At 65.0% G+C, this 26,037-nt stretch carries 21 protein-coding genes and 2 tRNA genes; 7 read left to right on the forward strand and 16 right to left on the reverse strand.

Translation table 11 applies throughout. The features are described 5' to 3' along the window. Nucleotides 1-173: 173 nt before the first annotated feature. Nucleotides 174-797: a vitamin K epoxide reductase family protein gene (locus tag M1D40_RS11345; protein WP_461168889.1), complete on the forward strand. Its 624-nt coding sequence runs from the start codon at nt 174-176 to the stop codon at nt 795-797. 67 nt (nt 798-864) lie between these two features. Here the strand turns inward: M1D40_RS11345 and M1D40_RS11350 are convergent, their stop codons facing one another. Beyond that, the gene (locus M1D40_RS11350; protein ID WP_341394887.1) at nt 865-1,500 is read right to left on the reverse strand and encodes a CG0192-related protein; all 636 of its coding nucleotides are present in this window, start codon (nt 1,498-1,500) and stop codon (nt 865-867) included. Between the two features lie 121 nt (nt 1,501-1,621). Here M1D40_RS11350 and M1D40_RS11355 point away from each other — a divergent pair, with 121 nt between their 5' ends. Both M1D40_RS11355 and mgtE read left to right on the forward strand, forming a co-directional pair. Next, a complete protein-coding gene (locus M1D40_RS11355) occupies nt 1,622-2,779 on the forward strand; it encodes an SDR family oxidoreductase (RefSeq protein ID WP_461168890.1) in 1,158 nt (385 codons plus the stop codon). Between the two features lie 331 nt (nt 2,780-3,110). Beyond that, nucleotides 3,111-4,469, forward strand: coding sequence for a magnesium transporter (gene mgtE, locus M1D40_RS11360; RefSeq protein ID WP_461168891.1), 1,359 nt, complete (start codon nt 3,111-3,113; stop codon nt 4,467-4,469). 86 nt (nt 4,470-4,555) lie between these two features. Here the strand turns inward: mgtE and ndk are convergent, their stop codons facing one another. The 7 genes from ndk to M1D40_RS11395 all read right to left on the reverse strand — a co-directional run bounded on the left by ndk (nt 4,556) and on the right by M1D40_RS11395 (nt 13,268). Further along, nucleotides 4,556-4,972 carry a nucleoside-diphosphate kinase gene (gene ndk, locus M1D40_RS11365; protein ID WP_341394884.1) on the reverse strand — a complete coding sequence of 139 codons (417 nt, stop codon included), beginning with the start codon at nt 4,970-4,972 and terminating at the stop codon, nt 4,556-4,558. A 39-nt stretch (nt 4,973-5,011) separates the two neighbouring features. Continuing rightward, entirely contained in the window at nt 5,012-5,494 is a 483-nt protein-coding gene (locus tag M1D40_RS11370; RefSeq protein WP_341394883.1) for a DUF4233 domain-containing protein, read from the reverse strand. Between the two features lie 5 nt (nt 5,495-5,499). Continuing rightward, the gene (locus tag M1D40_RS11375; RefSeq protein ID WP_461168892.1) at nt 5,500-6,879 is read right to left on the reverse strand and encodes a bifunctional folylpolyglutamate synthase/dihydrofolate synthase; all 1,380 of its coding nucleotides are present in this window, start codon (nt 6,877-6,879) and stop codon (nt 5,500-5,502) included. Beyond that, nucleotides 6,879-10,187, reverse strand: a complete 3,309-nt coding sequence (gene ileS / locus M1D40_RS11380; RefSeq protein ID WP_461168893.1) for an isoleucine--tRNA ligase — start codon at nt 10,185-10,187, stop codon at nt 6,879-6,881. Before ileS ends, M1D40_RS11375 begins: the two co-directional genes overlap by 1 nt. Nucleotides 10,188-10,521: 334 nt before the next feature. Then, nucleotides 10,522-11,325 (reverse strand): SDR family oxidoreductase, encoded by an 804-nt coding sequence (locus tag M1D40_RS11385; protein ID WP_461168894.1) that lies wholly within the window; start codon nt 11,323-11,325, stop codon nt 10,522-10,524. Nucleotides 11,326-11,798: 473 nt separating this feature from the next. Continuing rightward, entirely contained in the window at nt 11,799-12,635 is an 837-nt protein-coding gene (locus M1D40_RS11390; protein ID WP_461168895.1) for an endonuclease domain-containing protein, read from the reverse strand. A gap of 249 nt (nt 12,636-12,884) precedes the next feature. Continuing rightward, nucleotides 12,885-13,268, reverse strand: a complete 384-nt coding sequence (locus M1D40_RS11395) for a DUF488 domain-containing protein (RefSeq protein WP_461168896.1) — start codon at nt 13,266-13,268, stop codon at nt 12,885-12,887. Between the two features lie 80 nt (nt 13,269-13,348). Here M1D40_RS11395 and valS point away from each other — a divergent pair, with 80 nt between their 5' ends. After that, nucleotides 13,349-15,991, forward strand: coding sequence for a valine--tRNA ligase (gene valS, locus M1D40_RS11400; RefSeq protein WP_461168897.1), 2,643 nt, complete (start codon nt 13,349-13,351; stop codon nt 15,989-15,991). 108 nt (nt 15,992-16,099) lie between these two features. Here valS and M1D40_RS11405 read toward each other — a convergent pair whose 3' ends face one another. From M1D40_RS11405 to M1D40_RS11430, 6 genes are all read right to left on the reverse strand, one after another. Then, nucleotides 16,100-16,669, reverse strand: coding sequence for a mycothiol-dependent nitroreductase Rv2466c family protein (locus tag M1D40_RS11405; RefSeq protein WP_461171056.1), 570 nt, complete (start codon nt 16,667-16,669; stop codon nt 16,100-16,102). 129 nt (nt 16,670-16,798) lie between these two features. Further along, complete coding sequence (gene clpX / locus M1D40_RS11410) at nt 16,799-18,091, reverse strand: ATP-dependent Clp protease ATP-binding subunit ClpX (protein ID WP_341394875.1); 1,293 nt, start codon at nt 18,089-18,091, stop codon at nt 16,799-16,801. A gap of 168 nt (nt 18,092-18,259) precedes the next feature. After that, the gene (locus M1D40_RS11415; RefSeq protein WP_341394874.1) at nt 18,260-18,931 is read right to left on the reverse strand and encodes an ATP-dependent Clp protease proteolytic subunit; all 672 of its coding nucleotides are present in this window, start codon (nt 18,929-18,931) and stop codon (nt 18,260-18,262) included. A gap of 47 nt (nt 18,932-18,978) precedes the next feature. Continuing rightward, complete coding sequence (locus tag M1D40_RS11420) at nt 18,979-19,599, reverse strand: ATP-dependent Clp protease proteolytic subunit (RefSeq protein ID WP_152218864.1); 621 nt, start codon at nt 19,597-19,599, stop codon at nt 18,979-18,981. A gap of 319 nt (nt 19,600-19,918) precedes the next feature. Then, nucleotides 19,919-21,289 carry a trigger factor gene (gene tig, locus M1D40_RS11425; protein ID WP_341394873.1) on the reverse strand — a complete coding sequence of 457 codons (1,371 nt, stop codon included), beginning with the start codon at nt 21,287-21,289 and terminating at the stop codon, nt 19,919-19,921. A gap of 55 nt (nt 21,290-21,344) precedes the next feature. Next, nucleotides 21,345-21,418 (reverse strand) — tRNA-Pro (locus M1D40_RS11430). A gap of 140 nt (nt 21,419-21,558) precedes the next feature. On the opposite strand from M1D40_RS11430, the gene M1D40_RS11435 reads away from it, so the two are divergent. The 3 genes from M1D40_RS11435 to M1D40_RS11445 all read left to right on the forward strand — a co-directional run bounded on the left by M1D40_RS11435 (nt 21,559) and on the right by M1D40_RS11445 (nt 24,395). Then, nucleotides 21,559-21,629: transfer RNA gene (locus M1D40_RS11435), tRNA-Gly, on the forward strand. 145 nt (nt 21,630-21,774) lie between these two features. Next, nucleotides 21,775-22,275 carry a Fur family transcriptional regulator gene (locus M1D40_RS11440; protein ID WP_341394872.1) on the forward strand — a complete coding sequence of 167 codons (501 nt, stop codon included), beginning with the start codon at nt 21,775-21,777 and terminating at the stop codon, nt 22,273-22,275. A 365-nt stretch (nt 22,276-22,640) separates the two neighbouring features. Then, nucleotides 22,641-24,395 (forward strand): HNH endonuclease, encoded by a 1,755-nt coding sequence (locus tag M1D40_RS11445; RefSeq protein ID WP_461168898.1) that lies wholly within the window; start codon nt 22,641-22,643, stop codon nt 24,393-24,395. A gap of 11 nt (nt 24,396-24,406) precedes the next feature. Here M1D40_RS11445 and M1D40_RS11450 read toward each other — a convergent pair whose 3' ends face one another. Both M1D40_RS11450 and M1D40_RS11455 read right to left on the reverse strand, forming a co-directional pair. Next, a complete protein-coding gene (locus tag M1D40_RS11450) occupies nt 24,407-25,294 on the reverse strand; it encodes an Fpg/Nei family DNA glycosylase (protein ID WP_461168899.1) in 888 nt (295 codons plus the stop codon). Nucleotides 25,295-25,310: 16 nt separating this feature from the next. Further along, nucleotides 25,311-25,787 carry a ribose-5-phosphate isomerase gene (locus tag M1D40_RS11455; protein ID WP_341394869.1) on the reverse strand — a complete coding sequence of 159 codons (477 nt, stop codon included), beginning with the start codon at nt 25,785-25,787 and terminating at the stop codon, nt 25,311-25,313. Between the last annotated feature and the right edge of the window lie 250 nt (nt 25,788-26,037).

Genomic DNA, 26,037 nt, shown 5'->3' on the forward strand with positions numbered 1-26,037 from the left:
GATGGGCGAACTGCTTGGGAAGCGTCACCGACAGAACCGGAAGCCTGTCGCTGGACCGGCGACGGAATGTGGTTCCGCCGTCAGCCACAGTCATTATCTCACACGCCCGTCTTTTTGACCTCCAGCAGCGCATAGACTCGACACGTATCGCCACCTGCCGAAGGAGATCCCCCGTGCCGTCCAGCGCCGCCAATCCACAAGCCACCCGCCGGCCAGCCGAGCAGCAGGCGCCCGAACGAGGTTTTGCCTGGATTCTGCTGGTCACCGGCATCGTAGGCTGGCTGGCCTCCGGCGTCCTGGTCCTGGAGCGGCTGCGCGTCTATGCGGATGCCAACTACATCACCAGCTGCGATATCAGTCCCTGGGTTTCCTGCGGCACGGTCTTCCAAACCCCGCAGGCCGCCATCTTCGGCTTCCCGAACCCGCTGATCGGGATCGTGGCGTTCGCCGTCGTCATCACCACCGCCGTCGCCATGCTGGCCGGAGCCGCATTCAAGCGCTGGTACTGGCTGGGACTCCAGGCCGGTGTCACGCTGGGCATGGTGTTTGTCGTCTGGCTGTGGAGCCAGGCACTCTTCGACATTTACGTCCTCTGCATTTACTGCATCGTGGTGTGGGCGGCCATGATTCCGATGTTTGTATTCACCACCGTCCGCAACTTGGCGCACGGCGTGCTGCCGGCGCCGGCAGGCCTGGTGAAGTTCACCTCCGAGTGGGCCTGGGTGATCGTCGCCCTGCTGTGGGTGGCCACCGCTGCTTCCATCTTCTTCCGGTTCATCAATTCCTTCCTCGGCTGACCACCCGCCGCCTCCCCTTCTTTCGATCACCCTTTCGATCACCCGGGTTGCCGAGCGCCCGCGATCGTCAGTCCATCGGCAGGGCCCAGGCGAGAAGGACCGGGACATCCTGTCCGTTCCAGGTTGCAGTCAGGGCAGGATCCGCCGTGGCCTCTCCCCCCAGGTCCAGCACTCTCACGACGCACAGCTCCCAGTCTCCGGTCCGAAGCCGGACGACCGGCAGGTCCGACGGCCCCGCCTGGGGACCCTCCGCCAGTTCCTCGCCGTCGGGCAGGCCGCTGGCCTGGATGCCGAGCGTCGCCGGGATCTCTTCCCGGACGCCGTCGTTCTCGAAGTACTGGTCCGCCTGCCCCTGGCCGGACAGGATGGACGCGGCCAGTGCCTGTGCGTAGACCGGGTCACCGGTGGCGTCGTAAACCCACCGCCGCCCCAGCACGGAGTGTTCCATGGTGGTGATGAAGAACTTGTCCCCGCCTTCCAGGGGCGCACCGCGGTAGGTCAGCGGAATCTGGAGGACGTTCGCCCCTGCCGCCACGAGGTGGGTTTCAATGCCCACCTCGCCGTCGGGGTCATCGAAGCGGAAGGATCCCACGTGTTCAACGGCCAGCCGGCCGGTGCCCGGAAACCAGTCGGTGGAGGGGAGCCAGCCGGAGATGAGTTCCATCTTGCCGGGCTGCAGGTCTGCTTGGTAAATGTGTGCCATGCGCCCAGCCTAAGGGGCAGCGGCCGCAGCGGGCAGGAATTTCCCCGGAGGGTCCCGGGTTACCGCCTTCACCGGCCTTTATGCGTCCGACGCCGGTCCAGTCTTTCCCGCCAGGAGAACCATGCTTCGAAATCCCCCCGCACATCATCCCGCAGCGTCCGACCGCACCGCCCTCGTGGCAGGTGCCACCGGCATAGCCGGTGCCGCTCTCGTGGATCTTCTCTCCCGGCAGGGGTGGACAGTCCTTGCCCTGTCCCGAAAGGGAATGCCTTCCTCCGGTGCTCCCGGAACCGCCGCTGAATCCCAGTCCGGAATCATCCCACTCGCCGCCGACCTGACGTCGCCGGACAGCCTCGCGGCCGCACTGGAAAACGTGCACCCGACACATGTCTTCTTCACATCCTGGTCCCGGCAGGAGACCGAGGCGGAGAACATCGCGGTCAACTCGGCCATGGTCCGCAATCTGCTCACCGCCCTGACACACGCGCCGGTGGAACACGTTGCCCTGATGACCGGCCTGAAGCACTACATGGGTCCGTTCGAGGCATACGGCGAGGGTCCCATGCCGGACACTCCCTTCTCCGAAGACGAGCCCCGGCTGCCGGTGGACAACTTCTACTATGCGCAGGAAGACGAGCTGATGGCCGCCGCCGCCAGGCAGGGCTTCGCCTGGTCGGTGCACCGGGCGCACACCGTGATCGGCCATGCCGTCGGCAACGCCATGAACATGGGACAAACACTGGCTGCCCAGGCCGCTCTGTGCCGCGAACTCGGGCTGCCCTTTGTCTTCCCCGGTTCCGAGACCCAGTGGAATTCAGTCACGGACATGACGGATGCCGGCCTGCTGGCCGAACACATGCTGTGGGCCGCAACGGACGGGCAGACCGCCAACGAGGCCTTTAACGTCGTCAACGGCGATGTCTTCCGCTGGCGTTCCCTGTGGCCGCGGCTGGCAGCCTGGTTCGGCGTCGAGCCCGAGGGCTTTGACACCGTTCCCCGGCCGCTGGAGCAGCAAATGGCGGACACCTCCGAGGCCTGGGAGAAGCTGGCTGCGCGCTATGGGCTGGCCGAATCCGACCTCGGCCGGCTGGCCTCGTGGTGGCACACCGATGCGGACCTGGGGCGGAACATTGAGGTGCTGACCGACATGAGCAAGAGCCGGCTCGCCGGTTTCACCGGGTACCGCCGCACGGAAGACGCCTTCACCGAGCTCTTTGCGCGGCTGCAGGCCGAGCGCCTGATTCCTGAGATGAAGGGTGCCGGGCGGATTGAGAAGTAAAGTGTTCCCGCACACCACCGGCCCAGGCCGATCGCTTGGGTGGAGTACGATCGGAGCATAATCCGGGCCAGGTGCGCCGCTTCGGCGCGCCCGGCCGCGAAACTTTAGAGCGGCAGGAGGTGAACCGCACGCATGGACGACGGACATAGTCGATATACCGCCCCGCGTGAGCCTCGCCTTCGACCCCAGGTCCCCTAAAGTACTTTCGGACCTTCCTCGTACGGGCCTGAGCTTGTGCGGCAGCGGTATTCCGCATTCCCGCTCATTTTCCGCACACACCACGGCCGCGCCGCTGGTCTGTTGTGTGCGCCCCACCGGAGGAAACCGGATCATGATCAAGTCCCCCACCCTGACTTTCGATGCCCGCGCACAGCTGCTGGCCGACGCTCTGGACAGCAACAGCCTGGCCGGGGTTGCCCGCGCCCTGGAGCCGCTGACTGTTGCCGAAACCATGGAGCAGCTGGAACGGCTGAACACCATCGACCGGGCTCTGGCTTTCCGCACCTTGTCCAAGGACCGGGCGCTGGAGGTCCTCGAGCGGCTTGATGCCCTGCTGCAGGCGGACCTGGTGGCCGGGCTGCAGGATGCGCAGGTGGCTGAGGTCTTTGCCGGGCTGAGCCCGGATGACCGGGTGGCCCTGCTCGATGAGCTGCCGGCATCGGTGGCCAACCGCCTGCTCCTGGGCCTCGATGCCAAGGAACGTGCGCTCACCAACACCGTTCTCGGCTATCCCCAGGGCGCCGTCGGCCGCTATATGAGCCCGCAGTTCGTCACTGCGCACCCCTGGTTCACCGCTGCCGAGGCCATGGCCCGGGTACGGACCCGGCTGGACGACGCCGAGAGCGTCTACACCATTCCCGTTGTTGACGGGACCCATCACTTGATGGGCGTCGTGTCGCTGCGGGATCTGCTGCGTGCGGCGGACTCAGATCCCGTCTCGTCGCTGATGAAGGACCCGCTTTCCGCTCCGGCCACGCTCGATGCAGAGGAGGCGGCACGGTACTGCGCCGACGCGAAGGTGCTGGTGCTGCCGATCGTCGACGCCGAAAGCAGGCTGGTCGGAATCCTGACCGTTGACGATGCACTGGGAATCCTCGAGGACGCCGAAAGCGAGGACGCGGCACGGTCGGGCGGCGCTGAACCGCTGCGCCGGCCCTACCTGGCCACGCCGGTGCGCAGCATCGTGCGCGCCCGCGTGGTGTGGCTGCTGGTGCTGGCCCTGGGCGCCACGCTCACGGTCAAGGTCATGGGTGCCTTCGAGGCCACCCTCGCCGAGCAGGTGGTGCTGTCCCTCTTCATTCCCCTGCTCATAGGCACCGGCGGCAACACCGGCAACCAGGCTGCGACCACCATCACCCGTGCCCTGGCCCTGGGCGACGTGCGGCCGCGGGACGTCTTCAGGGTCTTTGCCCGGGAAGTACGGGTTGGCGCCTGGCTGGGCGTGCTGCTGGGCAGCTTGGGGTTTGCCGTTGCCTCCATCATCTTCACCGTGCCCCTGGGCGTGGTGATCGGCCTGACCCTGCTGGGGGTCTGCACCATGGCAGCCAGCGTCGGCGCCCTGATGCCGTTGCTGGGGAAGGCGCTCAAGGCGGACCCGGCAGTCTTTTCCAACCCCTTCATTTCCACGTTTGTCGATGCCGCGGGGCTGATCATCTACTTCCTGATCGCCTCGGCGGTCCTGGGGCTCTAGCCGTCCCCGGAAAACCAGTGAGGGCCCAAGCCCGGTTCACCACCGGGCTTGGGCCCTCGCGGGCTCGCTTGGTTCAGGGCGCGGTATTAGCCGAACCAGATACCGATCTCACGGGCGGCGGACTCCGGGGAATCCGAGCCGTGGACCAGGTTCTGCTGCACGGCCGTGCCCCAGTCGCGGCCAAAGTCGCCGCGGATGGTGCCCGGGGCCGCCTTGGTCGGATCCGTGGTTCCAGCCAGGGAACGGAAGCCTTCAATGACCCGTTCGCCTTCGAAGATGGCGGCAACGACGGGACCGCTGAGCATGAACTCCACCAGCGGCTCGTAGAACGGCTTGCCCTCGTGCTCGGCGTAGTGCTCCTCGAGCACCGCGCGGGTGGCATCCACCTTCTTCAGTTCGGCCAGCGTGTAGCCCTTGGCTTCCACGCGCGCCAGGATGGCGCCGGAGAGGTTGCGCTCCACTCCGTCGGGTTTGATCAGTACAAGTGTGCGCTCGGTGCTCACGGTAAATCTCCTTGCCAAGTAGCGGTTTCCCGTCCAAGCCTAGTCTGTGGCGGCTTCCCCGGCAGCGCCGGGAGCCCCTGAACCCCCGGTTTCCTCCGGATGGGCCTTTTCCCATTCCGCCTGTTCCCGGTCCCGCTGCCGGTTCTCCCGGTCCAGGCGCATGCCTGTTTTCAGCGCATACCACCAGGTGGCGGCGAAGATTGCTCCCACCAGGAACATTTCCGGCTGCAGGAACCCGGTGGCGATGATGGCCAGCTGCAGGATCCAGCCAATGATCGGGCCCGCCGGTTTGGACAGGAAGGCACAGGTTCCGATCAGCGCCGCAGAGAGCGCCAGTCCGACGCCGAAGATGAGAACCGGGGACAGCTCGTCACGCTGCAGGCCAAACACAGCGAGGGTTGCGAAGAGCACCAGGAACGCTTCCAGCGTCAGGACTACGGAGGCGAACATGACGCGGATGGAGCGCCGCTTCTTGGGCATGCCCGGACGCCACTCGCGCTGGGCTTTGGTCAGCTTTGCCATATCTCTTACTTTCCGAGGAGGGTGCGCGCTTCGGCCACCACCGTGATGGAACCAATGATCAGGACCCCGCCGGCCAGGTCGTTGTTCTCCTCGGCCTTGGCGACTGCCCATTCAATGGCGTTGTCCAGGCCCGGCTCAACCTGCAGGTCTTCGTCGGCAAACCCGGCGTCGACCGCGTCCTGGACCAGGTCCTCGGCGGAGAGCGCCCGCGGCGAGCTGGACTGCGTAAGGCAGACTCCGGTGATCTGGTCGCCGAGCGTCTCACGCAGTTCGGTGAGGATACCGACGGCGTCCTTCTCGGCCAGGATTCCCACCACCAGGACCAGCGAGGTGAAGCTGAAGGCTTCCAGCACGGCTTCGGCGGCCGCCTTGGCCCCGGCGGGGTTGTGGGCGGCATCAACCACGATGGTGGGTGCGGTGCGCACGACTTCCAGGCGTCCGGGCGAGCTCACGGTGGAGAAACCGGTGCGCAGCAGTTCCACGTCCAGTTCCTTCGTGCCGCCGCCGATGAAGGCCTCCAGCGCGGCCACGGCGACGGCGGCGTTCTCCGCCTGGTGCTTGCCGTGCAGCGGAAGCAGCAGGTCCTCGTAACGCCCGGCCAGGCCGGCGATGGTGAGCATCTGTCCGCCCACTGCCATGACCCGGGATTCGACGCCGAACTCCACGCCCTCGAAGCGGTACGGGATGCCCACTTCACGGGCCTTCTCCAGCAGCACCTGCGCCGCTTCCATCGGCTGCGCGGCGCTGATCAGGAAGCCGTGTTCCTTGATGATCCCGGCCTTCTCCGCCGCAATGTCGGCAACGTCGTCGCCGAGCAGTTCGGTGTGGTCCAGCGAGATGGGCGTGACCACGGAAACCGAGCCGTCGCCCACGTTGGTGGCGTCGGTGATGCCGCCCAGCCCCACCTCAATGACGGCAACGTCCACGGGTTCGTCGGCAAAGACGGCGAACGCCAGGATGGTCACCGCCTCGAAGTAGGTCAGCCGCGGTTCACCGGCGGCCGTGAGTTCGCCGTCGACGATATCCAGGTACGGGTGAATTTCGTCCCAGATGCGGACAAACGTCTCATCGGAGACGGGTTCGCCGTCAATGCTGATCCGCTCGGTGACCTTGCTCAGGTGCGGGCTGGTGTACCGGCCGGTGCGCAGCCCGTAGGCCCGAAGTCCGGCTTCGATCATCCGGGCGGTGGAGGTCTTGCCGTTGGTTCCGGTGATGTGGATGATCGGGAACGCCTTGTTCGGCTCCCCCAGCACCTCCATCGCCCGGAACAGCGGAGCCATGCGCGGCTCCATCTTGTTTTCGGGGGCGCGGCTCAGCAGCTCCGCGTAGACGCTTTCCACGGAGAATCCGTCGATTGCGCCTGAGGGTCCGTCGGACATGCTCATTAAATCTTCTCCAGTGTGACGGTGAATTCTTCAGCGTCGTCGGCAACGTCCACGGCGGTCAGAACCAGCTCGTCGGTCAGGGTTTCGGACTTGATCAGTTCCGCGTTCGCCTCAAGGGCGGCAACGGACGACGCCGAGGTGGCCACCTCGGTGCGGATATGGTCGCTGATGTGCAGGTCCGCGTCGCGGCGGGCCTGCTGGATGGCGCGGATACCGTCGCGGGCAGTGCCCTCGGCGGCCAGTTCGGGGGTGACTTCGGTGTTCAGCACCAGGAAGCCGCCGCCGGGCAGTACGGAAACGGCCTTGGACGATTCGCCGTCGGCGCTTTCCACCACCGTTTCCAGCGTGTATTCCTGCGGCTGCAGTTCCAGGCCGCCGGCGGTGACCGTACCGGCGTCGTCCACTGACCAGTCCCCCGATTTGGAAGCCTTGATGGCGGTCTGGACGTTCTTGCCCAGGCGCGGGCCGGCGGCACGGGCGTTCACCACGAGCTTCTGCGTGATGCCGAATTCGGCCGGATCAGCGTCCGCGGCCTCCATCAGGCGGACCGACTTCAAGTTCAGCTCATCGGCGATGATCGCCGCAAACTGGCCCTGCAGGGCCTGGGCATCGGGCGCGACGACGGTCATTTCCGACAGCGGCAGGCGCACCCGCAGGTTCGCGGCCTTGCGCAGCGAGGAGCCCACGGAAGCGATCCGGCGCGTGCGGTCCATCCGGTCCACCAGTGCCTCGTCCTCCGGGAACAGGGAGGCGTCCGGCCAGTCGGTCAGGTGCACGGAGCGCCCGCCCGTCAGGCCGCGCCAAATCTCTTCGGAGATCAGCGGCAGCAGCGGAGCGGCAACCCGGCACACCGTTTCCAGGCAGGTGTAGAGCACGTCGAAGGCCTGGGTGTCTTCGTCGAAGAACCGGTTGCGGCTGCGGCGGATGTACCAGTTGGTCAGCGTGTCCATGTACTGGCGCAGGGTTTCGCAGGCCTCGGACACGTCATAGTTGTCCAGCTGGCTGGTCATGGTCCGGACCAGGTCGCCGGTGGCAGCCAGCATGTAGTTGTCCAGCGGTTCGCCGGACTCGTAGCGCGGCTTCGCCTCGTAGCCGTTGCCGCCGTTAGCGGCGTTGGTGTAAAGCGTGAAGAAGTGCCAGACGTTCCACAGCGGCAGGATGACCTGGCGCACTGCTTCGCGGATGGCCTGCTCGGTGACCACCAGGTTTCCGCCGCGCAGGATCGGCGACGCCATCAGGAACCAGCGCATGGCGTCGGATCCGTCGCGGTCCAGGACCTCGGAAACGTCCGGGTAGTTGCGCAGGGACTTGGACATCTTCTGCCCGTCCGAGCCCAGGACAATGCCGTGGCTGATCACGTTGCGGAAGGCCGGCCGGTCAAACAGTGCGGTGGCCAGGACATGCAGCGTGTAGAACCAACCGCGGGTCTGCCCGATGTACTCGACGATGAAGTCGCCCGGGTTGTGGTTCTCGAACCACTCGGCGTTCTCATGCGGGTAGTGGACCTGGGCGTACGGCATGGAACCGGAGTCGAACCACACGTCCAGGACGTCCTCGACGCGGCGCATGGTGGACTGGCCTTCTTCGGGCGTGCGCGGATCGTCCGGGTTCGGGCGGGTCAGCTCATCGATGAAGGGACGGTGCAGGTCCGGCTCGCCGGCCTTGTTTACCGGCAGGCGGCCGAAGTCGGCCTTCATTTCTTCCAGCGAACCGTAGACGTCGGTGCGCGGGTAGTTGGGGTCGTCGGAGACCCAGACCGGGATGGGGCTGCCCCAGTAGCGGTTGCGGCTGATGGACCAGTCGCGGGCGTTTTCCAGCCATTTGCCGAACTGGCCGTCCTTGACGTTCTCCGGGATCCAGTTGATCTGCTGGTTCAGCTCGACCATGCGGTCCTTGATCTTGGTAACCTCCACGAACCACGAGGAGACCGCCTTGTAGATCAGCGGGTTCCGGCAGCGCCAGCAGTGCGGGTAGCTGTGCTCGTAGCTGGCCTGGCGCAGCAGCCGGCCGTCAGCGCGCAGCACCTTGGTGATGGGCTTGTTGGCGTCGAAGACCTGCAGCCCGGCAATTTCGGACAGTTCGCCCTCGCTGAACATGGGCAGGAACTTGCCGCCCTCATCCACGGATAGGATGACGGGGATGCCGTACTGCTCGCAGACCTTCTGGTCGTCTTCACCGTAGGCCGGAGCCTGGTGGACGATGCCGGTGCCGTCGGTGGTGGTCACGTAATCGGCAGTGACGATCTGCCAGGCGTTGGCCGTACCCCACTTTTCGGTGTCCGTGTAGTAGTTCCACAGCGGTGCGTAACGCAGTCCGGCGAGTTCCTTGCCCGTGTGCACGGAGGTGACGGCCGCGCGGGCGGCGTCGGCGTCGTCGTACCCCAGGTCCTTGGCGTACGCGCCCACCAGGTCTTCGGCCAGCAGGTAACGCGCATCGGGGTTTTCCTGGGGCGTTCCGTTGGGGCCCGAGGGCACCACGGCGTAGCGGACGGAGGGCCCGACGGCGAGGGCCATGTTGGTGGGAAGAGTCCACGGCGTGGTGGTCCAGGCGATGGCGAGGACGCCGTCGAGCTCCGCGGAGAGCACGTTGTCGCCGGCGGTGATCGGGAAGGTCACCGTAACGGTCTGGTCCTGGCGGTCCTTGTAGACGTCGTCGTCCATGCGCAGCTCATGGTTGGACAGCGGCGTCTCGTCCTTCCAGCAGTACGGCAGAACGCGGAAGCCGCTGTAGGTCAGGCCCTTCTCATGCAGCGTCTTGAACGCCCAGATGACCGATTCCATGTAGTCGACGTTGAGCGTCTTGTAGTCGTTCTCGAAGTCCACCCAGCGGGCCTGGCGGGTGACGTAGTCCCGCCACTCACCGGCATACTCCATCACGGAGGCGCGGCAGGCATCGTTGAACTTGTCGATACCCATCTTCTCGATCTGGACCTTGTCGCTCATGCCCAGCTGCTTCATGGCCTCGAGCTCGGCGGGCAGGCCGTGGGTGTCCCAGCCGAACCGGCGCTCCACGCGGCGGCCGCGCTGGGTCTGGTAGCGGGCCACCAGATCCTTGGCGTAGCCGGTCAGCAGGTGCCCGTAGTGGGGCAGGCCGTTGGCGAAGGGCGGGCCGTCGTAGAAGACAAACTCGTTGGCGCCGTTTTTACCGGCCGGGCGCGCGTCGATGGACGCCTGGAAGGTGCCGTCTTCATCCCAGTACTTCAGAACGAGTTCTTCAAGTTCCGGAAACCGAGGGGAGGACGGGGCGGCATTTTCTGCCGGTGCGGCGGCCGTGGTGGCCTTGGGATAGATAGAAGGCATATTCGTCATCCTGATAGCGGCAAGTAGTTCTGGTGAATTACAGGATGCGAGGGCGGAATCGCTGCCGGCACAAAGCCTGCGGTGATCCGCGGTACCACCTCGCTTGCCGCCGTCGTCGTCCGCGCCGTGCCCTGCAGAACCTGCAGTGCACTGTGCCGCCGAACCGGGCTGCCGCTCGTTGACTGCTGTGACGGGCTTACCCGTCCGGTTCTACTGGGCCCCGGTACTGATAGTCCAGGGCTGTTCTTCCGGAAGCTCACCGGTGATGGCCGGGTCAAAGCTGCTTCCGCCAGTTTAGGCCACGGCCCCGGCGATGTCGAAGTTCCTTCCTGCCGGGACGCAGCTAGCGCCGGATCACCTTGTGGTTGGCCGCCTGAGCCACCGGCCGCAGCACCACTTTGTCCAGGTTGACGTGGTGCGGGAGGTTCAGGGAGTACGCCATGACGTCGGCAACGTCTTCGGCGGTCAGCGGCTTCTCGACGCCTGCATAGACCTTCTCCGCTGCATTCTTGTCCCCGAGGCGGTTCAGGGAGAACTCCTCCGTCTTGACCATGCCCGGGAGGATTTCGATGACGCGTACGTTGTTCTCCGCCTCCTCCAGCCGGAGGGTTTCGGCGAGCGCCTGTTCGGCGGACTTCGCGGCGCAGTAGCCCGCTCCCCCCTCATAGGCTGCGAGCGCCGCAGTGGAAGTCAGCATGAGGATGGATCCCTGTCCGGACTCCCGCAGTGCGGGCAGGAACGCCTGGGTGACGCGCAGTGCGCCCAGGACGTTCACGTTGTACATGGCCTCCCAGTCGCTGATCCTGCCGGTACCCACCGGGTCCACGCCCCATGCGCCGCCGGCGTTGTTGATCACGGCGTCCACTCCCCCGCCGGCCAGGACTTCTGCGGCCATCCGCGCCACCGAGTCGTCGCTGGTGACGTCGGCGGCGAGTGCCACGGCTCCGGTTTCTTCAGCGAGCGCCTGCAGTTTCTCTTCCCGGCGCGCGACGGCCACGACATCCCATCCGGAGGCCCTCAGCGCCCGGACGGCTGCCGCGCCGATTCCCGAGCTGGCTCCGGTGACGACCGCGCGTCTGGGACGGCTGGCGCGGCTGGCCGGGCTGGCCGGGGTGGATGCGGACTCTGAGGGCACGGGAGAAGTCATGCAGCCACTGTAGCCATTGGGCCGTCCCGTGCCACAGCTTCGGACCCTGTATTACTCCGCGGTATCGTGCCGCCTTCTCCGGCCGCCGTGTACACCCATGGTCTGTCCCCCGGCCTGGATCCCCCGGCCTGCGTCACCAGGGCAACCCGGACTGGATCCCCCCGGCTGGATCCCCCGGCCTGCCTCACCCAGGTAGTCCTGCCCCGCCCCAAAGGGTCCCGGCCAAACCCCTGCGCACAGGTTCCCACTCTTCGTTACTGATGTGGCCTCTGTGGCACCACAAGCCACAGGAGGGATCAGACAGTGGGAACCAGTGCGCGCCAGTGGTGCAAGTTGGTACGAACCGGGCAAAGCGGGCAGGGAGCAGGAGACGTGTACGGGCCAGACCGGCAGTCATGGGGCAGCAGCCACGGCCGGGGCTTGGTTTCCCTCCGGGTTCAGGTTTAGCCGTCATGCGCTGCGGCAGCGCCGGTTCAGCGCAGAGCACTCCGAACAAGCAGGGCACTCCGAACAAGCAGCACAAATCCGTCGGGGTCGTGAAGCACCATTTCCGTGGTGATGCGCAGGGTTCTCCATCCTGCCGCCGTCGCCGCATTCCAACGACTTCTGTCCCTCCGATAGTGCTCTCTGCCGCTGTGAAACTCGTAGCCGTCGATTTCCACCAGCAGCCGCCCTTCGACAACCAGGTCCACTCTGCCGACTCCCGCTATCTGGACCTCTATCTGGACCTCGGTCTCGACCGACAGCCCCGCCGCCTGGAGGTGGAAGCGTGCACAGACCTCCAGCGGCGATGCTGTCTTGGGTCGGATGTCCCGGATGAGCTGCCTAATTCTCCAGTCCTTGGGACCGGAAAAGTGCAGCTCGAGGGTCCGCACCCCCACATAGTGTCTGCTAACGGCATACTCCGCGAGGACCAGTGCGGCCAGGGGCGGCAGACAGCGGAAAGCCGAATCGATAATCTGCAGCGGAGACGAGATCAGGCGTTTCGCCGTCCGGGGGCCTCGGTGAATTACGGCACCCGGCAGCCTCGTTGCCCGGTCTGCCGCCACGTGCACCAGCGGCGCGCCGGGAAGCACCCACCATCCCAGCAATCGTGCAGCGCTTTCGCACGTGAGTGACACCCCGTGTTCCGCCGCAAACAGCAGCTCTGCAGGAGCATCGGGCAGGGCATAGGTTCCCGGGCGGGGCCGGTGCACTGCTCCGCCCGCGACCGCCCGTTCGATTTGCGTCCGGCTAAAGCCGTTGGCCGTCAAGGTGCTGAACCGAGCGGCGCCATGGTGAACCCTCAGGAAGACTTCGATGCTCTGCATATCCCGAATATCGTTCCGCGGAAGTGCCCGCGCCACGGCCGGGCAGAAAATGTGGATACCGCTGCAAGCTGCTGGACCTGTGGGGGGGACCCAGTGATGCTGCGAGCCCCGCACTGGTTCCCACCCTTCGTGAAAGGTGTGGCTGCAGTTACATCAGAGGCCTCGGCAGGCGACAAAGAGTGGGAACCAGTGCGCTGCGGCTTCGGCCCGCCGGTGACACCAGGCGAGGCCACGACGACGCCGAAGGCCTTACGGGCCGGTCCCGGAACCGCCGTCGAGCAGGTAGTCGCGCAGCACCACGGCCTCATTCTCCGTCTCGCTGCGCGCACCGTAGAGCAGGACGGTGTCCTCACGGTCGCGGCAGGCACGGGAAAAGTCCTCCACCCCGGGATTCTCCGCCAGCTCCTGCCGGTACCGCTCCTGAAACCCCGCCCACCGGTCCTCCCGGTGCGCAAACCACTTCCGCAGCTCGGTGCTTGGCGCCAGGTCCTTCAGCCACTCATCCAGGTCGGCTTTCTCCTTGGACACCCCGCGCGGCCACATCCGGTCCACCAGGACCCGGTATCCGCCGTCGGGCTTCTCGTAAATGCGCCGGGTGCGGATCCTTTCCGGCTGTTCCCTATCTGTCGCCATATCCGGATGCTACGGCGGCCCGGTGGTGAAAGGACAGGCACGTGCCGCAGGCCATACCTCCCGCGTGGAAGAATGGAACCATGGCTGAAAACTTTCCGGGCACAGACACGCCCGACAACGCACCCAAGACCGTATCCGTCCCCGACAAGCCCGCCCTCGAGGGCCTTGAAGCAACCCTGAGCCGCCGCTGGCGCGAAGAGGGAACGTACGCGTTCAACGAAGACACGGTCCGCGAGGACGTCTACTCCATCGACACTCCCCCGCCCACGGCCTCCGGCTCACTGCACGTGGGACACATGTTCTCCTACACCCAGACCGACGTGATGGCCCGCTATCAGCGGATGACCGGCAAGAACGTGTTCTACCCGATGGGCTGGGACGACAACGGCCTGCCCACCGAGCGCCGGGTGCAGAACTACTACGGCGTCCGCTGCGATCCCACCAAGCCGTACGATCCCGACTATCGCCCGCCGGCCACCGCGCCCAAGAACCAGCGCGACTTCGACGTCATCTCCCGCCGGAACTTTATCGAGCTGTGCGAAGAGCTGGCTGTGGAGGATGAGAAGGTCTTTGAGGACCTCTTCTCCACGCTCGGCCTGTCCGTGGACTGGACCCGCACGTACCGCACCATCGATGACAACTCGCGCGCCGTCAGCCAGCGCGCCTTCCTAGAGAACCTCAAGGCAGGCGACGCCTACATGTCGGAGGCTCCCACTCTCTGGGACGTCACCTTCCGCACCGCCGTGGCCCAGGCCGAAGTCGAGGACCGCGAGCAGGCCGGCGCCTACCACCGGATCAGCTTCCACGCCCCCGACGGCGAGAAGATTTTCATCGAGACCACCCGCCCGGAACTGCTGCCTGCCTGCGTCGCCCTGGTGGCCCACCCCGACGACGAGCGCTACCAGCGCCTCTTCGGCACCACGGTGAAGTCCCCCCTGTTCGACGTCGAGGTCGAGGTCCGCGCGCATCCGCTGGCCAAGCCGGACAAGGGCTCGGGCATCGCCATGATCTGCACCTTCGGCGACCAGACCGACGTCACCTGGTGGCGGGAGCTGAACCTGCCCACCCGCGCCGTCGTCGGTCGTGACGGCCGCCTGCTCGCGGACACCCCGGAGTGGATCACCACGGAAAAGGCCAAGGAAAACTACGCCGCCGTGGCCGCGAAGACTGTGTTCAGCGCCAAGGAAGCCGTCGTCGGGATGCTGCGCGAAAGCGGAGACCTCGAAGGCGAGCCGAAGAAGATCACCCACCCGGTGAACTTCTTTGAAAAGGGTGACAAGCCGCTTGAGGTTGTCACCAGCCGCCAGTGGTACATCCGCAACGGCGGACGCGACGAGGACCGCCGCGGACGCCTGATCGCCCGCGGCAAGGAGATCGATTTCCACCCCGCGTTCATGCGTTCACGCTACGAAAACTGGATTGAAGGGCTGAACGGTGACTGGCTCGTTTCACGCCAGCGTTTCTTCGGCGTCCCCGTTCCGGTCTGGTACCCGCTGGATGCCTCCGGCAACCCGGACTACGACAACCCGGTGCTGCCGGCATCCGAGTCCCTGCCCGTAGACCCCGCTGCCGAACCGGCTCCGGGCTACGAAGAGTCCCAGCGCAACCAGCCGGGCGGCTTTGTGGGCGACGCCGACGTGCTGGACACCTGGGCCACCTCCTCCCTGACGCCGCAGATTGTGGGCGGCTGGAGCCGCGACGAGGACCTCTTCGCCAAGGTGTTCCCGTTTGACCTGCGCCCGCAGGGGCACGACATCATCCGGACCTGGCTGTTTTCCTCCGTGGTCCGCGCCGATGCGCTGAACCACGCCGCGCCGTGGAAGCACGCAGCAATCTCCGGCTGGATCCTGGACCCGGACCGCAAGAAGATGTCCAAGTCCAAGGGCAACGTGGTGGTCCCCACCGACGTGCTCAACGACTACGGCTCCGACGCGGTCCGTTACTGGGCCGCATCGGCCAAGCTCGGTGCCGACACGGCGTACGAGATTGCGCAGATGAAGATCGGCCGCCGTCTGGCCATCAAGCTGCTCAATGCCTCCAAGTTCGTGCTGAACCTGGGCGCCACAGAGGCCAATGTGGTCACCGCCGATACCTCGGTCATCACCAACGACCTGGACTCCGCGCTGCTCAAGCAGCTGGCCGAAGTGGTGAAGACCTCCACCAAGGCCTTCGAGAACTATGACTACGCCAAGGCGCTGCAGCTGACCGAGTCCTTCTTCTGGTCCTTCACCGATGACTACGTGGAACTGATCAAGGACCGCGCCTACGGTGCCTCCGGCCCCGAGGAGCAGGCCTCCGTGCTGGCCACACTGGCCACCACGCTTGATACCCTCCTGCGCCTGTTCGCTCCGTTCCTGCCCTTCGCCACCGAAGAGGTCTGGGGCTGGTGGCGCCACGGCTCGGTGCACCGCGCGCCGTGGCCCAACGTCGATGCGCTGTCCGCAGCCGTGGCGGAGGCCGACGCCGGCATCCTGGCCACGGTTGCCACCGCACTGGGCGGCATCCGCAAGGCGAAGTCCGAAGCCAAGGTCAAGCAGCGCACCGAGGTCCTCACCGCAACTGTCACAGCATCCGCCGCACAGGTGGCACAGCTGCAGGCCGGGCTCGCCGACCTGAAGGCAGCCGGCAACGTGCGTGAGCTCTCCCTGGCAACGGGCGACGGCGAACTCACTGTCTCCGGCGTTGAGCTGGCACCCGTGGAGCCGGTTCCGGCCGCTGAGTAACTAGCCGAAGGCAGCAGCTAAAGGGAGAACGCCCGGCCGGGTTCCGGCCGGGCGTTCTCCCTTTTAACAACTGTGAATATTTGAATTATCGGCGTCTGGCGGTACCGCTTAGTCGAACTGCGGGCTCTCCGTGCGACTGCGCTTGATTTCGAAGAAGGCGGGGTTCGAGGCCAGCATGAGTGCGCCGTCGAACATCCGGCCCGCTTCCTCTCCCCGCGGGATCCGCGTCAGCACCGGCCCAAAGAAGGCGGTCCCGTTGAAGGCCACCACGGGGGTTCCGACGTCGTCGCCCACCTTGGAGATGCCTTCCTGGTGCGAGGCCCGGAGCTGGACGTCGTACTCGTCCGTGTCTGCATACTTGGCGAGCTCGGCGGGCAGGCCAACCTCTTCCAGCGCCTCGCGGATGACGACGGAGAAATCCTCGTATCCGCCGATGTGAATCCGGGTGCCCATCGCGTCGTACAGCTTCTTGATGTACTCGTCGCCGTGCAGTTCGGCGGCAGCGATGATGACGCGGACCGGGCCCCAAGCAGCCTTCATCCGTTCCTGGTAGGCCTCCGGCAGGTCGCGGCCTTCATTCAGGACGGACAGGCTCATGACGTGCCAGTCAGTGCTGACATCGCGTACCGTCTCCACTTCGTCCATCCAGCGCGACGTGACCCAGGCAAACGGGCACATCGGATCGAACCAGAAATCGGCTTTCGCAGCGTCGGGTGAGGTCAAGGCAAACTCCTTCAAGTGTTATGCGGGCCGCAGCCCGCCGCGGGCTTGCCGGTGCAAGCAGCAGTTACCGGAGCCAACCGCGGTTTAGGCTGATTTGTTCCGCCGTTTTGTGGCGACGGCCTGGGAGATCAGCGTGGGCTCGGCCTTCTGCGTGACAACTTCCTCGGTGATGACCACGGTGGCTACGTCGTCACGGCTGGGCAGGTCGAACATGACCGGCAGCAGCACTTCTTCGAGGATGGCTCGCAGCCCGCGGGCGCCGGTGCCGCGGGACAGCGCGGCGTCGGCGATGGCGTCCAGGGCGGCAGGCTCAAAGGTGAGCTCAACGCCGTCGAGTTGGAACATCTTCTGGAACTGCTTGACCAGCGCGTTCTTCGGCTCGGTCAGGATCCGGATCAGCGCGGTCCGGTCCAGGCTGGAAACGGTGGTGATGACGGGAAGGCGGCCGATGAATTCCGGGATCAGGCCGAACTTCAGCAGGTCTTCGGGCATGACGTCGGCGTAGGAGTCGGCTTCCTTGGCGTTCTCGTTCAACGGGGCGCCGAAACCGATGCCCTTGCGGCCGGACCGGGAGCCGATGATTTCTTCCAGCCCCGCAAAGGCGCCGGCCACGATGAACAGCACGTTGGTGGTGTCGATCTGGATAAATTCCTGGTGCGGATGCTTGCGGCCGCCCTGCGGCGGAACGGAGGCCACCGTGCCTTCAAGGATCTTCAGCAGGGCCTGCTGCACGCCTTCACCGGAGACGTCGCGGGTGATGGACGGGTTTTCACTCTTGCGCGAGATCTTGTCGATCTCGTCGATGTAGATGATGCCCTGCTCAGCCTTCTTGACGTCGTAGTCGGCGGCCTGGATGAGCTTGAGCAGGATGTTCTCCACGTCCTCACCGACGTAGCCGGCTTCCGTGAGAGCAGTGGCATCCGCGACGGCGAAGGGTACGTTCAGCCGGCGGGCCAGGGTCTGGGCGAGGTAGGTCTTTCCGCAGCCCGTGGGTCCAATCAGCAGGATGTTGGACTTGCCGATCTCCACTTCGTCCGACATGACGGCGTCGGAGAGGTTTCCGGTATTGCGCGGGGCGTGGCCGGCCTGGATGCGCTTGTAATGGTTATAGACGGCGACGGCGAGGGAACGCTTGGCAGGTTCCTGGCCGATCACGTATTCCTGCAGGGAATCAAAGATCTCCCGCGGCTTGGGCAGCTCAAACGTGCCCAGATCCGCTACCTCGGAGAGCTCCTCTTCGATGATCTCGTTGCACAGGTCAATGCACTCGTCGCAGATGTAGACTCCGGGGCCGGCAATGAGCTTGCGGACCTGCTTCTGGCTTTTTCCACAGAAAGAGCACTTGAGCAGATCGGTGCTCTCACCAATGCGAGCCATAATTCAGTCCCCTTAAATGGTCCATCGTTCCAACAGCGCCGGCATCCGTCCCGTGCGGGACGAACTGATGCCAGTCAGCCATGCTCCACTCTAGGACAATTGGCCCGGCGATTCAGCCACCGAAAGGCCCGTGGTGCGTATTTCCGCGCCACGGGCCTTTCGAAAGCGTCACATCCGGTTGATCGCCGGTGTCTTGATCTTGCGGGAGTCAAGGACCTGGTCGATCAGTCCGTACTCCAGGGCACTGGCCGCGGTGAGAATCTTGTCGCGTTCGATGTCCCGGTTCACTTCCTCGGACGTGTGGTTCGAGTGCAGTGCCAGCGTGTCTTCCAGCCAGGTGCGCATGCGCATGACCTCGGCGGCCTGGATTTCCAGGTCCGATGCCTGTCCACGCTCGCCGCCGCCGAGGGCGGGCTGGTGGATCAGGACGCGGGCGTTCGGCAGGGCCAGGCGCTTGCCCGGCGTACCTGCAGCCAGCAGCACGGCTGCGGCACTGGCAGCCTGGCCCAGGCAGACCGTCTGGATTTCGGGACGGATGTACTGCATGGTGTCGTAAATGGCCGTCATGGCCGTGAACGAGCCGCCCGGGGAGTTGATGTACAGGGTGATGTCGCGGTCCGGGTCACTGGACTCAAGCACCAGCAGCTGGGCCATCACATCGTCTGCCGAGGCGTCGTCAACCTGGACACCCAGGAAGATGATGCGGTCCTCGAACAGCTTGGTGTAGGGGTCCTGGCGCTTGAAGCCGTAGGGCGTGCGCTCCTCGAACTGCGGCAGCACGTACCGGCTGGACGGCATCTGCGGCGCGGATCCGCCTGCGGTTCCGAAATTGGTGTTCATTGAATACTCCTGAAGTCTAAAAAGGTGCGCTGGCTTGGGAGGAAGCGTTAGTCCTCGACCGGGGCTGCGCCCTTGTCCTGGTCAGTTCCGCCGCCGCCGGTGACGCCGCCGGCGTGTGCGGAGATCTTGTCAAAGAAGCCGTACTCCAGTGCTTCCTGGGCCGTGAACCACTTGTCGCGGTCGTTGTCCTTCAGGATGGTCTCGACAGTCTGGCCGGTCTGCTCAGCCGTCAGTTCGGCCATGACCTGCTTCATGTGAAGAATCAGTTCTGCCTGGATGCGGATATCGGAAGCGGTGCCGCCGATGCCGCCGGAAGGCTGGTGCATGAGGATGCGGGCGTGGGGCGTTGCGTAGCGCTTGCCCTTGGTGCCGGAGGAGAGCAGGAACTGTCCCATGGAGGCGGCCAGGCCCGTTGCCACGGTGACGACGTCGTTCGGGATGAACTGCATCGTGTCGTAGATGGCCATGCCGGCCGTCACGGATCCGCCGGGAGAGTTGATGTACAGGAAGATATCCTTGTCGGGATCCTCTGCGGAGAGCAGCAGCAGCTGAGAGCAGATGGCGTTGGCGTTGTCGTCACGCACTTCCGAGCCCAACCAAATGATCCGCTCGCGCAGCAGACGATTGTAGATGTAGTCGTCCCGGCTCGCCGGGTCCACCGTTGCCATTGTGGGTGTGTTGGGTGCAATTGCCATACTGAGTGACCTCTCGCTCTGGCGGGGTACAGAACCGCTAACCGCGTCAGCTGGTCCCGCCGTTTATCTCTCCTAGGACACTAACCTGTCAGGGCAGCGATCTGCTCCCGATTTGCGGGCTGTTCGCTGACGGCGCACGATGCCCGTCACAGCCTGCAGAAGGGCAAATCACAGGGCCAGCGGCAGCCGGTGCCCCGCGTGCACTCCGTTCAGCACCGGTTAAACGACGGCGCCGCCCGCCCTTTCGGGCAAGCGGCGCACATCGGTGAACAGTTTTCTCCCGGAGGGGAAATTATGCCTTGTCGCCCTTGGACTCTTCGGCAACCTCAGCCTCGGGGGCTTCGGCTTCTGCAGCGGGTGCTTCTTCGCCGGCGGGGCGGACGAAGTCGCTGAGGTCGATCTCGACACCTGCGGTGTCGGTGACCTTGGCCTGCTCGAGGACCTTGGCAAGGGCCTTGCGGCGGCGGACTTCGCCAACCATCATGGGGACCTGGCCGCTCTGGTCAATCAGCTGGGCGAACTGGTTCGGATCCATGCCGTACTGGCCGGCAGCGGAGACGATGTAGTCGATCAGCTCGTTCTGGCTGACGCCTACCTCTTCCTTGTCGGCAACAGCGTCAAGGATGATTTCGTTCTTGAAGGCAGCTGCAGTGTTCTCGCGAACTTCGGCGCGGTGCTCTTCGGTGTCGTGGTCTTCACCCTGGGACTGCGCGCTCTCGGAGCTGAAGTGCTGCTCCAGCTGCTCTTCGATGACGGACTCCGGAACCGGAACCTCGATCATTTCCAGCAGCTTCTCCAGGACCTTGTCGCGGGCCTCGACGCCCTGCTCCATCAGCTTGGACTCTGCTGCGCGCTTGGTCAGGTCTTCGCGAAGTTCTTCGATGGTGTCGAATTCGCTGGCCAGCTGGGCGAAGTCGTCGTCGGCCTCGGGAAGCTCGCGCTCCTTGACAGCCTTGACGGTCACCGTGACGGTGGCGTCTTCGCCGGCGTGCTCGCCGCCGGCCAGCTTCGTCTCGAAGGTTGCCGATTCGTCAGCGGACAGGCCGGTGACTGCTTCGTCCATGCCCTCGAGCATGGTGCCTGCGCCTACCTGGTAGGAAAGGTCTGCAGCGGAATCGATTTCCTCGTCGCCAACCTTGGCAACGAGATCCATGGTGAGGAAGTCGCCGTCGGCGGCGGGACGGTCAACGCTCTTGAGCGTGCCGAAGCGGCCGCGCAGTTCGTCCAGTGCCTTGGTGACGTCGTCGTCGGAGGCTTCAGCCGGCTCGACGGTGACCTCGAGGCCGGAGTAATCCGGGAGTTCGATTTCCGGGCGGATGTCCAGCTCGACGTTGAAGACCAGCTGGCCCTCGTCGGTTGCCGGGTCCGGAACTTCGCTGATTTCAACCTCGGGGCGGCTCATCGGACGGATACCCGTTTCCGATACAGCTTCCTGGTAAAAACCGTTCAGGCCGTCATTGATGGCGGTTTCCAGAACGTAGCCGCGGCCGACGCGCTGGTCGATGAGCCTGTTGGGGACCTTGCCCTTGCGGAAGCCAGGCACCTGCACCTGGGTGGCGATGGTCTTGTAGGCCTCTTCGATGCTCGGCTTCAATTCCTCAAACGGAACTTCGACAACGAGCTTTACCCGCGTGGGTGTGAGGTTTTCTACAGCGCTCTTCACAGCGTAGTTCTCCTGAGGGTTCTGGGATTGGGTCTGCACCATGTGTACTACAGAGTCGGGGTGACAGGATTTGAACCTGCGACTTCCTGCTCCCAAAGCAGGCGCTCTTCCAAGCTGAGCTACACCCCGTCAGTGCACCTGACAGCCTACCGGCATGCAGGGCCTTGTGCACAATTGAGTGTGGCCCGGCCCTCCCTCAGGTGTGGTTCGGGATTGGATTACCGAACCGCTGATTTCCCGTGCTAAGGTAAAACCTGCCTTAGGGCGCCGGGGATGTAGCTCAATGGTAGAGCCTCAGTTTTCCAAACTGATCACGCGGGTTCGATTCCCGTCATCCCCTCTGCAAAATATATCCGGCAGCAGCCGGCTTCGAAAGGGTCCTCCGCTTCTGCGGGGGGCCTTTTTCTTTGCCCGGCCTTGTCCGCTCTTGCTTGCACCCCCTGCGCCTTCCGCTTCCCGATCCCCCGGGACCGTTAGACTTTCCCATGATCCAGCCCACCAGCTCCGCGGAGGTGAACGAGATGCCCCAGCCCGAAGCCCCAACAAGCTCCACCGGGTTGCCGCTGACCGCGGACCAGGTGAGTGCGGCACTGCGCCGGGAAGGCCTCCGCGCCACCATTCCCCGCCTGGACGTCTACCGGGCCCTCGCAGCGTCTGGCGGCCACAGGTCGGCGGACGATCTGGCGGGAATGCTGGCAGTGGATGGCGGGGGTGTTCAGCGCACAAGCGTCTACAACGCCCTGCGGGCACTGGTGGACGCCGGACTCGTCCAGGTGGTGCAGGCCGGGCCCGGAACCACCCTGTACGAGTTGAACGGCGGAGACCACCACCATTTCCTCTGCCGGGAGTGCGGGACCATTACCGACGTTCCCTCAGGCAGCGAAGTACCGCCGTTGCTGGATATCGAAATCCCCGGAGCGCGCGTGGATTCCGCACAGGTGGTGCTGCGGGGAACCTGCGCCGGCTGCCTGAAGCTGCCGGCCTAAAGCGCTCTTCGCATAACTCTTCCCTGACGCAGAACGGCTGTATCGGCTCTTATGGCCCGGTGTGTCTGGCTTATACATACGACGGCGTCCCGTAACCTCCTCCCTCTTTTGCCTCCTTGAACCGGCGCTGAGCCCTGAACCGGCACTCAGCCCTCCCCTGTCGCATTCCCCTGTCCAAAGCGGTTCTGAGGCCAGACGACCGCCAGCTTCCCGCCGCCGCTCCAAGCAGCCCGGGTCGCTCCAAGCAACCCGGACAGCCCCGATCCATACGAATCGATGCGGGAGTATTTTCTCGGACAAGTCGAGTAGGTGACCGGTAGGCTGATTCCCCGAAAACAGTGGTCTATCTCACTAAAATGGAAGATATGTACTACTCCCCAGCTGTTGAGGACGAAGTCGCCCGAAGCGAAGCGGCCACTACTGCCGGCTCTCCGGCAACAGCGGGATCGGCGAAAGCTTCGGAACCCGCCAAGTGCCCGGCAGCGTTCGAACCGGCAGGGAGCCTTGCGGTGTTGGAAGCGGCGGAGCGGGTGCGGCTGATCGATGAGATCCGGGCTCTGGAGGACCTCAAGAATGTCATCACTGCCGCGCAGGCCCGTGCCGCTGCTGCCTTTGATGCTTCCACCTGCACCGTCCAGGCCGCTGCCGGGCTGAAGGCTGATCAGCTGGGGAAGGGTGTTGCCGCGCAGATCGCCCTGGCCCGGAGGGAGTCCCCGCATAACGGGGCGAAGCTGCTGGGCCTGGCCCGGATCCTGACCACGGAAATGCCTCATACCCTGCACGCGCTGACCCTTGGGGTGATGAGTGAGTGGCGGGCCACGATCCTGGTCCGGGAGACCGCCTGCCTGTCCCTGGCCGACCGGCAGAAGGTTGACGAGCTGGTTGCCGGGAGTCCGGGCGAGGTGGAGCAGCTCGGGGACCGGCAGCTGATCGCGAGGATCAAGTCCCTGTCCTACGGTCTGGACCTGCATGCGGTGGTGAAACGTGCTGCGCATGCTGTGTCGGAGCGGTTTGTGTCCTGCCGGCCGGCGCCGGACACCATGACGTGGGTGACGGCCCTGCTGCCGGTATCCCAGGGGGTGGGCGTGTATGCGGCGTTGACGCGGGAAGCGGACCGGCTCCGGGCAAGCGGGGATCCGCGGTCTAAGGGCCAGATCATGGCCGATACGTTCGTGGAACGCACCACCGGGCAGGCTCGGGCGGAGGATGTTCGGGTTGAGGTGCAGCTGATAATGACGGATCAGGCTCTGCTGCTCGGAATCCTGCCGCCGGAAGACGGAATCTTGCCGCAGGAAGACAAGGCCCCGCGGAAACAGGAACGGCACCAGGGCCAGCCGGAATCGGACCCGGGCAGCTTCCAGGGAGAGCGGCCGCGGCGAAGCCGGGCGCCGTGGCAGAACCTTGGTCCTGAACAGGGCAGCCGCCGGAACCAAAGCCACAGCCAGAACCGGGGCCGGAACCAGAGTCAGCGTCAGTACCAAAGCGGAGAGTCATTAGAAGCCGCAGGCTCCTTTGTCCCGGCCGGGGCGGAACCGGCGATTCTGGCCGGCTACGGGATCGTTCCGGCGCAGTGGGCCAGGGACTTGATCCGCGGACCCGACCCAGCGGAAGCAGAGCCGGATCATCCGGATAGATCACCTGACAGTACCGGCAGTACCGGCAGCACCGGCGCCTGTTGGGGTACGCCTCCGGCCCGCCCGGATCCGCGCACCGAAGTCTGGCTCCGCCGCCTCTACGTCACACCGGACACCGGACAGCTCACCGCGATGGATTCCCGCGCCCAGCTGGTACCCCACGGCCTGGCCCGGCTGATCGCCGCACGGGACCAGGTTTGCCGGACCCCGTGGTGCGGAGCACCCATCCGACACTACGACCACGTTCAGCCCGTCCGCGAAGGCGGGCCCACCAGCGCGGAGAACATCCAGGGCCTGTGCCAGGCCTGCAACCAGGCCAAGGAAGCACCAGGCTGGGAAGCAGGCGTTGAAGTTGCCGCTGCCTGGACACCGCCGCCGGAACGGCACACGGTTCTCACCAGGACACCCACCGGACACACCTACCGCTCCACCGCGCCGAAGCTCCGTTCAGCAACGCCGAATCTGCCGAATCTGCCGACATCATAAGAATGCTTGGATCAGCGCGCCTGGCAGACGGGACACCAGCAGAGCTTCCGGGCACCCATCTCAGTGCCGGCAACCGTCGTTCCGCATTTCCTGCAGGGCAGGCCAGTGCGCTGGTAAACGTAATGGGCGTCCTCCCGGGGTACGGGCTCGTCGTCGCTCTGCCGATCAGCGGGAAGAGTCGTGATGATCCGGCCCTGCGCCACACCGTCGTTCATGACCTTAACTATGTCCGCCCACAGTGCTGCCGCCTCGTCTTTGCCCACGGCTTTTCCCAACCTCCATGGAGAAAGCCGCTGCCGGAAAAGCACCTCGGCGCGGTAGACGTTTCCTACTCCGGCCAGGATCTCCTGATTCATCAGCAGCAGGCCCACCGGGGAGCCGCGCCGCCGCAGCCGGGCAACGAACTCGGCTTCGTCTGCACCGTCCTGCAACGGATCCGGCCCGAGGCGCGCAACGACGGCAGACTTCTCGGCCTCGGTTATCACTTCGCACGCCGTGGGTCCACGAAGGTCCGCCCACCCGTTCGGCGAAACCATCCTTACGCGGACAGCACCTTTGGGGACGGGCGGACCGGCATACGCGACGCCGTCGTCGTCGGAGGCAATCTCCCGCTCCCCCACTTTCCGGGGCGCACCAATGCTGGAAGCACCGAGGAAGCTAGAGTCGCCGCCAAAATCGAAGGCTCCGTACAGCCCAAGGTGGATGCGCAGGAACAGATCGTTGTCGAAGGCAAGAAACAGCTGCTTGCCATGTGCCTCAGCGTTGACCAGGACGTGCCCGTCCAGCCGCGCAGCTCCGGCAGCGAAGCGCCCCTGCGGACTGGATACTTCAAGCCGCCGGCCGGAAAACACCGAGTTGAACTGCCGGGCCAGCCGGTGAATCGAATGCCCTTCCGGCATCAGTACACCTCGGGCATCACGGGACCGCGATGGTTCCGGTGGTTTCGTATTCGGCGATCTTCGCGATCCGGCGGTTGTGGCGCTCGGCGTTGCTGTAAGGCTCGGCCAGGAAAGCCTCGATAATCTCCGTGGCTTCTTCGACAGTGTGCTGGCGGCCGCCAACGGCGACTACGTTGGCGTTGTTATGCTCACGGGCCAGCTTCGCGGTCGACAGATTCCAGGCCAGTGCCGCACGGACGCCGCGAACCTTGTTGGCAGCAATCTGCTCCCCGTTGCCGGAGCCTCCCAGCACAATGCCCAATGCCTCGACACCGCTCTGCTGATCGACCACCACTGCCTCGGCAGCCGCGATGCAGAATGCGGGATAGTCATCCTCTGCGTCGTAGACCTGCGGACCGTGGTCCACCATGTCGTAGCCCTTGTTGCGGAGGTGGGCCAGAAGGTGGGCACTGAGTTCCATGCCCGCGTGGTCGGTAGCAATGTGGACGCGCATGTTCCATCCGTTTCGTGTGGTGGGGAAATCCTGCGGTTCCAGCCTAGCCGGTGTCCGGCAGGCATAAATAATGCGTCACACAGCTGCCTGGACCGGCCGGCCACAGGAGAAGGCCCTATTTTTCTCCCGCAAATCTGCCGTTCCTTTCTTTCCTAAGCACCAACCAGTGAGACAATGTTGCAATTGTTATAAGTCGTCAAGCCGATTTCCACGGGACGGCAGACACCCCTTCGCATATTGGAAAGGCAAC

The sequence above is a fragment of the Arthrobacter sp. Z1-15 genome (assembly GCF_054792395.1).